The organism is Flavobacterium petrolei, from assembly GCF_003314435.2.
Lineage (GTDB): Bacteria > Bacteroidota > Bacteroidia > Flavobacteriales > Flavobacteriaceae > Flavobacterium > Flavobacterium petrolei.
In genome coordinates this window covers 1-12,633 of sequence record NZ_QNVY02000005.1, presented here as the reverse complement: position 1 = coordinate 12,633, position 12,633 = coordinate 1, and the positions used below count along the sequence as shown (strand labels likewise).

Genomic DNA, 12,633 nt, shown 5'->3' with positions numbered 1-12,633 from the left:
TCACAAATGTAATGACTTAATGTTAAAAAACGATATTATTCCCACTCAATTGTTGCTGGCGGTTTTGAGCTTATATCATACACTACTCTATTTACCCCTTTTACTTTATTAATAATATCATTAGAAATTTTCATCAAGAAATCATACGGTAAATGCACCCAATCAGCTGTCATACCATCAGTAGATTCTACAGCACGAAGCGCAATCACTTTTTCATATGTGCGTTCATCACCCATAACTCCTACGCTATTTACAGGAAGTAAAATTGCTCCTGCCTGCCATACTTTATCGTATAATCCCCAAGATTTTAATCCATCAATAAAAACAGCATCTACATCTTGCAAAATTTGCACTTTTTCAGGTGTAATATCACCTAGAATTCTAATTGACAATCCTGGTCCTGGAAAAGGATGTCTTCCTAATAATTCTGGGTCAATTCCTAGTGAAGCTCCTACTCTACGCACTTCATCTTTGAAAAGCATACGAAGCGGTTCCACGATTTTCAATTTCATATAATCCGGCAAACCACCTACATTATGATGTGATTTGATTGTTGCTGAAGGCCCTTTTACAGAAACCGATTCAATAACATCAGGATATATTGTTCCTTGAGCCAACCATTTTACATCTTCTATAAGGTGTGATTCATCATCAAAAACTTCGATAAATACACGTCCAATAATTTTACGTTTGGTTTCCGGGTCGCTTACACCTGCTAATTCTGATAAGAAACGATCTCCGGCATCAACTCCTTTTACGTTCAAACCCATTCCTTTGTATTGATCTAATACGTTTTGGAACTCGTTTTTACGAAGCAAACCATTATTTACAAAAATACAGTATAGATTTTTTCCAATCGCCTGGTGCAATAAAACTGCCGCTACAGTCGAATCAACTCCGCCAGAAAGTCCTAGAACTACTTTATCATCTTGCAATTTCTCTTTCAGTTCAGCTACCATCTCTTCAACAAAAGCATTTGGTGTAAAGTTTTGAGGAACTTCTGCAATTTTTACTAAAAAGTTTTCCAGCATTTTTGATCCATCGGTAGAATGAAAAACCTCAGGATGGTATTGAATCGCATACGTTGTTTCGCCTTCAATTTTGTAAGCAGCAAATTCCACATCATGAGTACTTGCCAGTTTTACGCCATTTGTTGGCAAAGCTTTGATACTATCGCTATGACTCATCCAAACTTGGCTATTTTCAGAAACTCCTTCAAAGAAAATTTCGTCTTCCTTTATGAACGATAAATTAGCTCTACCATATTCTCTGGTATTGGAAGCCGCTACTTCCCCACCACTGAAATGGGATAAATATTGCGCGCCGTAACAAACAGCCAGCATAGGAAGTTTTCCTCTAATTTGAGATAAATCTGGATGAGGCGCATCTTCTGAACGGACAGAAAATGGACTACCACCAAGGATTACTGCTTTATAAGAGGATAAATCACTCGGAAAATGATTGTAAGGGAAGATTTCGCAGAATATATTTAATTCGCGAACTCTACGCGCAATAAGTTGTGTGTATTGCGATCCGAAGTCTAAAATAAGTACGTTGTGTTGCATGCGCAAAAATACTTTTTATATTTTGAATTGAAAAATTGAATTTTGAAAAATATTTATTTTCTTTTAAGTTGCTAAAAAAATTCTCTTGCCTACTAAAAGACATCTGATCTTGTATCGTAATTTTGGGATTATTCTAAAATTAGGTTTAGAATATAAAAGAGTACATTTGTAACCCTCATAATCTCGTAAAAACAGAAAGAAAATGAAAGCAAAGAAATTTATAGCAGTTGCAATTTTTGGCCTTATAGCCATTTCGTGTAGTGTAATTGATGATTTATTAACGTTTACAATCGATGACGAAACCTCTTTTACAATTGATAGTGCTTTCCCAGTTGGAGCTCTATTTGAAGTTGTAACACCGGAAATAACCACGAATTCAAGTAAAGAATTTGAAAATAACAATACAAAAGCAGATTTAGTAAAAGATGTAAAGTTGACAGCGTTAAAATTAACTATCACTGAGCCAACTGATAAAACATTTCGCTTTTTAAAATCGATACACTTATATATTTCAACAGATGCTAATGATGAAATTGAATTGGCTTATTTAGACGACATTAATTCCACTTCAAATACGATTAATCTAATTTGTATCTCTCAAAAATTAGACAAATACATCAAGGCACCTTCCTATAAAATAAGGGCTAAGGCAGTTATTAAAGAATCCTTAACTCAAGACATTACTGTAAAATCAGACATGAAATTTCAAGTTACTGCAGATCCGTTTTAGACAAAACATCCTTAAACATAAAAAACCGTTGAATATTCATGATATCCAACGGTTTTTCTTATTTACCTTACCTATGTTTTTATTCTTTTACCAAAATAATAGTGGCTTTGAAACCAGTTCCAAGATTCCACTGGCTTGCTGATATCAAACCACCTTTATCATCATACACTTTAAATTCGGCGGTATTAGGACCCGAACTACCTTGGTTTAATGCTTCGAAATCTATCTTATTAAAGCCTTTTTCCAACACAATTTCAAAACCCTTGAAATCACTATCGAGGTTCACCTGATATTCTATTACTCGATCATTCAAATACACCCTAATCTTATCGCCATCAACGTAAGCTGCATCCCGATACATTACCTTAGCAGTAACTGATCCCGTGGCGAAATTACCTAAATTTTGGTTCTTTCTATACACAACACCATCTGTATTTTCCTCCTTTTTATTCCACTTATCTTTATAAACATCTCCGGGATTAATAAACTCGTTTTTAGGAGTCATGGAGAAGTTAGCTGCAGGCGTACTAGGAAGCGACGGACTTGGTTTTGGGTTAAAAATTTCCGGATTTTTAAAAACGTTTGGCGTATTAATAGGCGGAATATCTGCTTTGGGTGGAATTGCTTTTTTTATTTTTGGTGCATTAACTTTCGGCGGAATCGCTTTAAATTTCGAGCTAAATTCATTCTGGGCATATCCGCTCAAGGACATACTGATGGTAATCATTAAAAATAAAATCCTTTTCATAACTTTTTAAATTAGTTTATCCGTGCTTGTAAAATTTTAAAAATAAAAAACCAATTGTATTTATTCAAGAATCAAGCTGTAATTTAACTTTCATTTATAACTCCTAAATCTGTATTTTATTTCATTAAAGAGAATAAAACAACTAAAATATCCCTGATAAAATTTGATTTTTTTTAATCCAAAATCGGTATTTTTATTTCACTTTTTTTTCTAACTTGCAAATAGTATGCCATATCCAAAATCGCATTTTTATTACTAAACAAGATTTAAACACTACGAAAATGAAAAGAGAAAACATATTGACCGGTTCTCCATGGGAAGACAAAATGGGATACTGCAGAGCGGTACGCATTGGAAATACTATTGAAGTATCTGGTACAGTCGCTATTATTGATGGCGAAAAAGTAAAAGCTACTGATGCGTATGCACAAACAGTAAACATTTTAGAACGCGTACAAGTAGTTCTCGAAGACTTAAAAGTAAGCATGGAAGATGTCATCAGAACACGAATTTTTACTACCGATATTTCGACATTTGAAGATGTTGCCAAGGCTCATGCCCTATTTTTTAAGGACATAAAACCCACGACCGGTTTTTATGAAATTAGCAAACTAGTTGCTCCTGAGTATTTAGTCGAAATTGAAATCACCGCAATAGCCGCTGAAAAACCATTAATTCAAGAAGGTTTATAATACTTTTGCAAAAAAACAATTTGCCCATTCTACTAATGAATTTAGAGAAAACTAAAAAAAATTCGTCGCTGCTACTCCAATGGATTTTCATCTGCATTTTAATCGGTGTTATTTCCGGATCGGCATCTGCTTTTTTTCTGGTTTCCTTAGAATGGGTTACGCAAATAAGGAAAAATAACAGTTGGATCATTTGGCTTTTGCCAATAGGCGGTTTGATTATAGGATTGGGCTATCATTATTGGGGTAAATCAGTTGTCAAAGGAAATAATTTATTGCTGGAAGAATACGAAAATCCGCAAAAAATCATTCCGTTAAAAATGGCTTCTTTGGTGCTTTTTGGCACCTTAATCACTCATCTTTTTGGAGGTTCAGCCGGTCGAGAAGGAACCGCCGTGCAAATGGGCGGAGCGATTGCAGACCAGTTTACAAAATTGTTTCAACTTGATGCATCCGAAAGAAAAACGATACTCATTCTGGGAATCAGCGCTGGATTTGCCTCCATTTTTGGAACTCCTTTAGCCGGAGCTTTATTCGCTTTGGAAGTTGTTTATTTTAGTAAAATCAATTTCAAAAGCATTTTTCTTTCTTTTCTGGTTGCATATATCGCTTATTTCACCGTGGAACTTTGGCATGTAAAGCACACCCCTTATGCGATTCCATTTCTGCCGGAAAATAACTTTACGACTCTATTTTGGGTAATTCTCGTGAGTATTTTATTTGGCCTAGCCGCCATGCTTTTTTCCAGAAGCACACACTTTTGGGGACGTTTATTTTCAAAAACTATTTCGTTTCCACCGCTTCGCCCTTTTGTGGGCGGATGTTTTATAGCACTAGCCGTATATTTTATTGGAACCACAAAATACATTGGTCTTGGAGTCCCTATGATTGTCGATGCTTTTTCAAACCCAAATGCTTCCTATGATTTCCTGCTAAAAATACTTTTTACAGGATTTACGCTGGGAGCGGGATTCAAAGGAGGTGAAGTCACACCATTATTTTTTGTTGGTGCCACTTTAGGAAGCGCTTTATCGCTTTTTGTTCCTTTACCAATAGCCCTTTTGGCAGGAATGGGATTTGTAGCTGTTTTTTCGGGAGCCACTCATACTCCTATTGCCTGTACGGTTATGGGAATGGAACTTTTCGGGATCGAAAGCGGCATTTTTATTGGGATTGCGTGTTTGCTTGCTTACTTTTCTTCGGGGTCAGTGGGAATTTATAATGCTCAAATTGTAAAAGGAGCAAAATACCATTTGTATCAAAAATTGAAAAGAAAAAATACCGACTTTTTATAACCTTCTAAAAGTTTGTTAATTGTATAAATGATTTCAACATTACGCTAAAAAAATGTAATTTCGCAGACTATGAAAATACAAGACATTCAAGCGATACAGTTGTTATTATCAACTCCAAAAAAAATTGCCATAATCCCTCACCGCGGTCCTGACGGAGACGCCATGGGTTCTACACTGGGTTTATACCATTTTTTATTAAAAAACAAGCATCATCCTGTGGTGGTTTCTCCAAATGAATTTCCGGATTTCCTAGCGTGGATGCCGGGTTCTGAAACCATTAAAATATTCGAAAAAGACAAACAAAACTGCACCCAAATTCTTGAAGAGGCAGAACTTATTTTCACTTTAGATTTTAATGCGTTGCATCGCACCGGCGAAATGGAACATGTTTTAGCCAAGCTAACCGCACCTTTCGTAATGATAGATCATCATCAAAAACCAGATGATTATGCTGTGGTAACCTATTCCGACACTTCGTTTGGATCTACATGCGAAATGCTTTATAACTTCATATCGCATCTTGGAAAAAAAGAAGATATCGACAAAACTATCGGAACTTGCATTTATACAGGAATCCTAACAGACTCTGGTTCGTTTCGTTTCCCAAAAACAACTGGAACAACCCATAGAATTGTGGCCGAACTAATTGATTTGGGCGTTGAAAACACAGAAATTCCAAGCTTGTTATTTGACAACAGTTCTTTTGGACGCTTGCAAATATTGGGAAGAGCACTTCAAAATATGAAAGTGATAACGGAACATAAAACAGCCTATACTACACTGACGCAATTGGAACTAAATTCCTTTGATTATGTAAAAGGAGATACGGAAGGTATTGTAAATTACGGACTAAGCATTAAAGGAATCCTTTTTACCGCTATATTTATCGAAAATAAAGAAGAAAAAATCATCAAGATTTCATTCCGCTCTCAAGGCGATTTTGATGTCAATCAATTTGCAAGAGATTATTTTAATGGTGGCGGACATCGCAATGCTGCCGGAGGAAAATCAGAAGTTTCGATGGAAGAAACGATTCGGAAATTTGAAGATTTAGTAACAAAATTAAGCATCTAATCCTATGAAAAATAGCAAGGGAATCGCAATTGTATTTTTTATGTTTGTCCTCTTTTCAAGTTGCAAACAACATCAGGAAGCCAGGAGACCTATTTCTCAAGCATCAGGAAGCTTCATGAAAAAATCTGTGGCACGCAACAAAAAATTAGTTGCCAACGAGGAAACCCAAATTCAGGATGTAATCAAAAGTAATCCTAATGTTGTTTATCTCGCATCCAAAAAAGGATATTGGTATTCCTATGAAACAAGAAATGAAGCCGATACGCTTACACCAAAAAAAGGAGACGTTGCTTTTTTTGATTATGAAATCAAAGACTTGAAAGGAACCATGATCTATTCTGCATTAGAATTGCGACCGCAAATTTATTATGTGGACAAACAAAATATCATGATGGGCTTGCGTGACGGAATCAAGCTGATGCGTAAAAATGAAAAAGTAAACTTTCTTTTCCCATCGCACATGGGATATGGATACCATGGTGACGAAAAAAGAATTGGCACTAATCAACCGCTACTTTGCACCGTGACATTACGTGATTTTAAATCGGAAGCAGCTTATAAAAAAGAAAACGAGGTAAAACTGAAAGTCACGCCAACAGTTCCAACACCTACAAAAGAATCAACCCCTATTATAAACAAGACCGTAGATACAATAACTCAATAAAATAATTTAGAAATGAAAAAAAAGATTCTATTCGTATTCCTGATAATTGCTTCATTTTACTCTTGTAAAGAAGAATACAACAACCTTCCTGACGGTTTATATGCGAAAATTGAAACCAATAAAGGTGAAATCATTGTCCAATTAGATTTTGAAAAAGCACCTATCACGGTGGCCAATTATGTCGCCTTAGCCGAAGGAAAAAATGAATTTGTAACCAACGAAAATCTTAAAAACAAACCCTTTTTTGACGGTTTGAAATTCCACCGAGTTATCAAAGATTTTATGGTTCAAACCGGAGATCCGCTTGGAACAGGTTCTGGAGATACAGGATACAAATTTAAAGATGAATTTTCTGATTTGAGATTTGATAAAGGCGGTGTTTTGGCTATGGCCAATAACGGACCAACAACGAATAGCAGTCAATTTTTCATCACGCATCTTGCAACACCTTGGCTCGACGGAAAACACACCATATTTGGTCATGTAGTCGAAAATGGAATGGAAGTCGTAAACAAAATTGAACAAAATGATTACATCAATAAAGTAACCATCATCAGAAATGGTGAAGCTGCCAAAAAATTCAACGCTGTAAAAATATTCAATGATTATTTCGCTGTAGAGTCTGAAAATCAAAAGAAAAAAGCAGCAATCGAAGCGGAAAATAAAAGAGTATACAACGAAAAGTACAAAGTAGTTCGCGAACAAAAAGTAGCTGAATTTACTGCTTTAAAAGCAAAGGCTACCAGAACGCCTAGTGGTTTGCAATATGTGATTATCAAGAAAAGCGGTGGTAAAAAACCGGCCAATGGCGCTAATGTTTTTATACACTACGCTGGTTTTCTGGAAGACGGAGAATTATTTGACGCCAGTGTCGAAAATGTGGCTAAAACGTTTGGAAAATACGATGAAAACAGAGCCGCTCAAAACGGGTACCAACCCATCCCTTTCCAAGCAGGCAAAAAAGATGGCATGATTCCTGGTTTCATCGAAGGATTGGAGCAATTATCTTTTGGTGATAAAGCCGTAATTTTCATCCCATCCCGTTTAGGATATGGAGCAGCGGGTGCTGGAGGCGTAATACCACCCAATGCCAATATCATTTTTGAGATTGAATTATTAGAAAAAATGCCCCAATAATATTAAAAAAGTAAGCCTTTAAATTAGTACAACATGAAATTTAAAATTCTGTTTTTATTATTTCTGGGAATGGTCAACGTCCATTCTCAAACGATCAAGAAATCCGTTCCTGCCAAAAAACCGGCAACAAGCGTTAAAGCAACTGTAAAATCGCCAGTAAAGCCTGCAATAAAAACTCCAGCGGCAATCGAGGGGATTTTTGCAACAATAGCAACAAACAAAGGAGATATTGTACTAGAATTAGCATACCAAAAAGCACCCGTAACAGTGGCTAACTTCATTGCACTTGCCGAAGGGAAAAATACTTTTGTCACAGATGACAAACTAAAAGGAAAACCGTTCTTTGATGGTTTAAAATTTCACCGTGTCATCAAAGACTTCATGATTCAAGGTGGAGATCCTTCCGGTAATGGTTCTGGCGGTCCTGGTTATGCATTCAAGGATGAATTCACAGACTTGAAGCACAACAAACCCGGAATACTCTCTATGGCTAATTCCGGCCCTACTACTAATGGAAGCCAGTTTTTCATTACGCATAAAGAAACGCCTTGGTTAGACGGAAAACACACCATTTTTGGTCACGTTACCGAAGGAATGAATATAGTAAACTCCATTGCGCAAAACGATGTAATCACAAAAATTACCATCGTAAGAAAAGGCGCTTTAGCACAAAAATTTGATGCGCCAAAAGTGTTCGCTGATTATTTCAACAATAAATCCGAAGACCAAAAGAAACAGGATTTAATCAACGCTGAAAACAAAGCCAAAAAAGCAGCAATTGAAGCCGAAGCCAAAAGAGCGTACACTGAAAAATACGGTCCTGTAGTAGCTGCAAAAAAAGCCTATTTAGCCGCTACAAAAGCTACAGCAACAACCACTCCGTCTGGATTAGCATACAAAATAACAGAAAAAGGAACAGGAGTAAAACCCGCTAACGGATCCACATTCTATTTTCATTATGCTGGTTATTTTGAGGACGGAACACTATTTGACAGCAGTTATGAAACGGTGAATAAATCCTATGGAAAATATGATGCAAATCGTGCCGCACAAAACGGCTACCAAGCCTTCCCGTTTGAAGCCGGAAAAAAAGACGGTATGATTCCAGGATTTATTGAAGGACTTGAAAATATGGCTTTTGGCGACAAAGCAGTAGTTTTCATCCCATCAAATCTAGCGTATGGAGAAAGAGGCGCCGGTGGTGTTATTCCGCCTAATACAATGCTTATTTTCGAATTGGAAATGCTCGAAAAACAACCCGCTCCAAAACAATAAAACTCAAAAAAAATTCCATAAAAAAACCCGACAGACTTCAAAATCTGTCGGGTTTATTTTTATAATTTATTCTCTGTGATTACAGGAATAGAAATCGGCTTTTATGCTTTTTTGAGCATTATCGACGTCTCAATTATTTCTTTCCAAATTTCCAATCAAATTCATCTTTCTGATTGATAATGGCACCAATCTCAAATTTCACCACTTCATCAAATTCTGTTTGAAAAATCATCCAGTTTTCCTCATTGAAATAGTTTTCGAACGTATCAAACTCTTCCTGAGTAAATTTAGTAATTCCCTTTGCTGCCAAATCTTTTTTGACCTCACTGATTATTCTGTTAATTATTTTATATCCAAAAACTTCCAGTTCCGGGCTAGACGCAACGATGTAACCCAATTTAAAATCTTCCTCTACATAGAACGTCAAACGCATTTTTAGCTTATTATAAGCAAAAATCACATTATCATCCTCATCCTTATAATTGCGGTCTGGTTTCCCGTAAATAGCGGTAACATCATTTTGTTTCATTCCGAAAATGAGCTTGTCAATTCCGTTTTTTGGATTTATTTTCATATGTAGATAATATTTGTTTTTTAATGGAATATGGTATCGCCAGATCTTCATCGGTGTATGCGACAAATGTTGTCATGGCGATTTCATACGTAGTTTATATTTTTTTTAAGCAATATGTAATTTGCATAGCGCTATAGTTGTTTATTTCAAACTTGCGTTATACTCCTTTCATCTCGTATTATTGGACCGCAAAGTTCGCAAAGTTTTTCGCAAAGTCCACTACCTTTTTATTTAAAAAATAATGCTACACAAATACTGCTACTAATTCTAAAATTTACAATTTGGGCGTGACCCGCTAAAAAAAGCGGGTCGGGCTATCCGCTTTAATCTCCCGAAGAAAAATCGGGAGGATTTCCGCTTTTATCCCTCACGCAAAAGCTTTGGTACTATAAGAACCTTTGGTTTAATAAAACAATATTTGTAAAAATTAGTATCTTTCAATCACAAAATCAATACGATATGACTTGGACTGCAAAACCCATAAAACACAAAGGCGAAAATAGAATTGCCGTTTATTTTGAAAAAAATGAAGATTTGATTGCCCGTATCAAACAAATAGAAGGAGCCCGATGGAGCCAGCAAAAAACGGTTTGGCACCTACCCGATACAATCGAAAATAGAGAACGTTTCAAGATAGAACCCCTGAAAAATTCTCTTCCTTCCCCCGAGGGGATTATTCAAATAGAGAAATTCAAGCAATGGCTTCGTTCTAAACGATATAGCGAAAGCACCATTAGTACCTATAGCGAAGCTCTGAAATCGTTCTTACTCTTCTATCGAGAAAAAGCCGTTGTAGAAATCAATAATGAGGACGTGATTATTTATAATAACGAGTATATTTTAAAGAATAATCTTTCGGCTTCGTATCAGAATCAAACGGTCAACTCCATTAAATTATTCTTTATAACAATTATAGGCACCAAAATCGATATTGATAAAATCCATCGTCCCAAACGAGCCAAACTATTACCCAATGTATTAAGCAAAGAAGAAGTAAAATTAATATTAAATGCGCATAGCAACATCAAACACAAAACGATGCTGTCCTTAATTTATAGTTGTGGTTTGCGTAGAGGTGAGCTTTTAAATTTAAAACCAAATAATATTGATTCAAAAAGAGGTATTGTAATAATCAGACAAAGCAAAGGTAAAAAGGATAGAATTGTTCCTTTATCTCCAAAAATATTAGAAATGCTGCGAGATTATTATGTAATAAGCAAACCTAAAACCTGGCTTTTTGAAGGGCAAAATGTAGGAGAACACTATTCAGAACAAAGTTTACAAAGTGTTTTAAAACAAGCTCTTCAAAAAGTGGGGAACACAAAACCCGTAACATTACACTGGTTGCGTCACAGTTATGCCACACATTTACTAGAAAACGGAACTGATTTACGATATATACAGGAATTATTAGGCCATAACAGTAGTAAGACTACCGAAATTTATACCCATGTAAGTACGAAAAGTATTCAACAAATTAAAAGTCCTTTTGATGATTTGTAAGATAATATTTAAAGTGTATATTTGAAAGCAATACGCTACGCAGTAGCGCCTATCCACCCAAAATGAGAGGTATAAGCGCTACTTTGTAGCGCCTATATACTAGTTACCTGCAATGCTGACACGTACTAACATCAATAGAAAGAAATGAAACCAATATCCTTAACTAAAATAGCAGACAATCTATCCGACAATGAACATCGTAAGATTGCGGAGCAACTTGCTATTTATAAAATTGATGGAATAGAACTTTCAATCGCAGGCGGACGATGGGGAGCAACTTGGGAAACGAACAAAGATTATGACTTAAGTTTCTTGAAGTTTTACAAAGGTATTAAAGTAATTAGAATATTTCTACCTGGTGTTACGGACATAAAACCAATTCTTCATCTTGCCGATAGTCTAGAGAACTTACAACTTGGAGAATTTAATAATAAGAAAATTTCATTTGCTTTTTTTTCTGACCTTCCCAATCTCAAATACTTAGGCGTAGTGAAACAACCAAAAGGACTGGAAAGTATAGTGCAACTTCCAAAATTGACAGAATTGACTTTGACGGGTTATTCAATTGATAAGCTTTCATTTCTTAATGACCTCAAGAATTTGAGACGCCTTTACATTGGTTTTGGTACATCAAAAAATATAGACACAATTAGCCAACTTGAAAATCTTGAAGAACTTGACATTCTGTGGGTAAAGCAACTTGAAGAAATAAACGCAATATCCAAACTAACGAGTCTAATCAAACTTAAAATTGAAAACGAAAAACAAATTAAAACTTTGCCTGACCTTTCACAATTAAAGAGACTTAAAAATATTCGCCTAATGAACATTAGCACTTTGGAGGACATTTCAAGTTTGACTAACTCTTATGTTGACGAGTTTATTATTACTGGACCAAATAAAAATACTGACATTCTCATACCAATTGCAAAAAGTAATTGTGTGAAAAAAGTTTATACTTATTTCTATCTCAAAAAAGAACAAGCTAAAGCAGAACAACTTTTGGGAAATAAGTTTTGTCCATTGAGCAAAATGGAGTTTGAAATGACACACTTAAAACAAGTATCATTATACTACTATGACAGCAAAACAGGAGAAGAAATAGAGTGACGACAAACGGAAAGCACTGCAGGTAACACACGCTACAAGCAATTTGGGCATTAGGCTTAATTTAAAATTGGTTTTGTATTTGGAAGATTTGGCAAATCCGAATAATGGGCTTAATTTAGTCCCAAACTGCTTGTAGCGCGAGAACGTCAGGCTGTGAAAAAACCTCTTTTTTGCGTTAAAATCTTCAATTTTTCCTTTTCTACAATCCAAAAGAAAGCCTTTTAAGAAAGGTCTTTTTTAGGCTGCTAATTTTAAACTGGAAAAAAAGA

The 12,633-nt window shown here is 35.6% G+C and carries 12 protein-coding genes; 9 read left to right on the top strand and 3 right to left on the bottom strand.

Going from position 1 to position 12,633, the window contains the following annotated elements; all coding sequences use genetic code 11:
- Positions 1-35: 35 nt before the first annotated feature.
- Positions 36-1,565 carry a glutamine-hydrolyzing GMP synthase gene (guaA, locus tag DR871_RS13425; protein WP_113666716.1) on the bottom strand — a complete coding sequence of 510 codons (1,530 nt, stop codon included), beginning with the start codon at positions 1,563-1,565 and terminating at the stop codon, positions 36-38.
- Between the two features lie 202 nt (positions 1,566-1,767).
- Between guaA and DR871_RS13420 the strand changes: the two genes are divergently transcribed.
- Positions 1,768-2,295, top strand: a complete 528-nt coding sequence (locus DR871_RS13420; protein ID WP_113666715.1) for a hypothetical protein — start codon at positions 1,768-1,770, stop codon at positions 2,293-2,295.
- 79 nt (positions 2,296-2,374) lie between these two features.
- On the opposite strand, the gene DR871_RS13415 is transcribed toward DR871_RS13420, so the two are convergent.
- Positions 2,375-3,043, bottom strand: a complete 669-nt coding sequence (locus DR871_RS13415) for a hypothetical protein (protein ID WP_113666714.1) — start codon at positions 3,041-3,043, stop codon at positions 2,375-2,377.
- 281 nt (positions 3,044-3,324) lie between these two features.
- Between DR871_RS13415 and DR871_RS13410 the strand changes: the two genes are divergently transcribed.
- The 6 genes from DR871_RS13410 to DR871_RS13385 all read left to right on the top strand — a co-directional run bounded on the left by DR871_RS13410 (position 3,325) and on the right by DR871_RS13385 (position 9,177).
- On the top strand, positions 3,325-3,735 hold the full coding sequence (locus tag DR871_RS13410; protein ID WP_113666713.1) for a RidA family protein: 411 nt from the start codon (positions 3,325-3,327) through the stop codon (positions 3,733-3,735).
- A 35-nt stretch (positions 3,736-3,770) separates the two neighbouring features.
- The gene (locus DR871_RS13405; RefSeq protein ID WP_113666712.1) at positions 3,771-5,027 is read left to right on the top strand and encodes a voltage-gated chloride channel family protein; all 1,257 of its coding nucleotides are present in this window, start codon (positions 3,771-3,773) and stop codon (positions 5,025-5,027) included.
- 69 nt (positions 5,028-5,096) lie between these two features.
- Positions 5,097-6,101: a DHH family phosphoesterase gene (locus tag DR871_RS13400; RefSeq protein ID WP_113666711.1), complete on the top strand. Its 1,005-nt coding sequence runs from the start codon at positions 5,097-5,099 to the stop codon at positions 6,099-6,101.
- Positions 6,102-6,105: 4 nt separating this feature from the next.
- Positions 6,106-6,765: a gliding motility-associated peptidyl-prolyl isomerase GldI gene (gene gldI / locus DR871_RS13395; RefSeq protein WP_113666710.1), complete on the top strand. Its 660-nt coding sequence runs from the start codon at positions 6,106-6,108 to the stop codon at positions 6,763-6,765.
- 12 nt (positions 6,766-6,777) lie between these two features.
- Entirely contained in the window at positions 6,778-7,902 is a 1,125-nt protein-coding gene (locus DR871_RS13390) for a peptidylprolyl isomerase (protein WP_113666709.1), read from the top strand.
- A gap of 33 nt (positions 7,903-7,935) precedes the next feature.
- Positions 7,936-9,177, top strand: a complete 1,242-nt coding sequence (locus DR871_RS13385) for a peptidylprolyl isomerase (protein WP_113666708.1) — start codon at positions 7,936-7,938, stop codon at positions 9,175-9,177.
- 133 nt (positions 9,178-9,310) lie between these two features.
- Here DR871_RS13385 and DR871_RS13380 read toward each other — a convergent pair whose 3' ends face one another.
- Complete coding sequence (locus DR871_RS13380; protein WP_113666900.1) at positions 9,311-9,751, bottom strand: hypothetical protein; 441 nt, start codon at positions 9,749-9,751, stop codon at positions 9,311-9,313.
- Between the two features lie 459 nt (positions 9,752-10,210).
- Here DR871_RS13380 and DR871_RS13375 point away from each other — a divergent pair, with 459 nt between their 5' ends.
- The gene (locus DR871_RS13375; RefSeq protein ID WP_113666707.1) at positions 10,211-11,254 is read left to right on the top strand and encodes a tyrosine-type recombinase/integrase; all 1,044 of its coding nucleotides are present in this window, start codon (positions 10,211-10,213) and stop codon (positions 11,252-11,254) included.
- A gap of 144 nt (positions 11,255-11,398) precedes the next feature.
- The gene (locus DR871_RS13370; RefSeq protein ID WP_113666706.1) at positions 11,399-12,364 is read left to right on the top strand and encodes a leucine-rich repeat domain-containing protein; all 966 of its coding nucleotides are present in this window, start codon (positions 11,399-11,401) and stop codon (positions 12,362-12,364) included.
- Positions 12,365-12,633: the final 269 nt, after the last annotated feature.

Bases quoted from the DNA above. Each gene is read 5' to 3' on its own strand.
- guaA (WP_113666716.1), bottom strand. From the start codon at position 1,565: ATGCAACACAACGTACTTATTTTAGACTTCGGATCGCAATACACACAA.
- DR871_RS13420 (WP_113666715.1), top strand. From the start codon at position 1,768: ATGAAAGCAAAGAAATTTATAGCAGTTGCAATTTTTGGCCTTATAGCC.
- DR871_RS13415 (WP_113666714.1), bottom strand. From the start codon at position 3,043: ATGAAAAGGATTTTATTTTTAATGATTACCATCAGTATGTCCTTGAGC.
- DR871_RS13410 (WP_113666713.1), top strand. From the start codon at position 3,325: ATGAAAAGAGAAAACATATTGACCGGTTCTCCATGGGAAGACAAAATG.
- DR871_RS13405 (WP_113666712.1), top strand. From the start codon at position 3,771: ATGAATTTAGAGAAAACTAAAAAAAATTCGTCGCTGCTACTCCAATGG.
- DR871_RS13400 (WP_113666711.1), top strand. From the start codon at position 5,097: ATGAAAATACAAGACATTCAAGCGATACAGTTGTTATTATCAACTCCA.
- gldI (WP_113666710.1), top strand. From the start codon at position 6,106: ATGAAAAATAGCAAGGGAATCGCAATTGTATTTTTTATGTTTGTCCTC.
- DR871_RS13390 (WP_113666709.1), top strand. From the start codon at position 6,778: ATGAAAAAAAAGATTCTATTCGTATTCCTGATAATTGCTTCATTTTAC.
- DR871_RS13385 (WP_113666708.1), top strand. From the start codon at position 7,936: ATGAAATTTAAAATTCTGTTTTTATTATTTCTGGGAATGGTCAACGTC.
- DR871_RS13380 (WP_113666900.1), bottom strand. From the start codon at position 9,751: ATGAAAATAAATCCAAAAAACGGAATTGACAAGCTCATTTTCGGAATG.
- DR871_RS13375 (WP_113666707.1), top strand. From the start codon at position 10,211: ATGACTTGGACTGCAAAACCCATAAAACACAAAGGCGAAAATAGAATT.
- DR871_RS13370 (WP_113666706.1), top strand. From the start codon at position 11,399: ATGAAACCAATATCCTTAACTAAAATAGCAGACAATCTATCCGACAAT.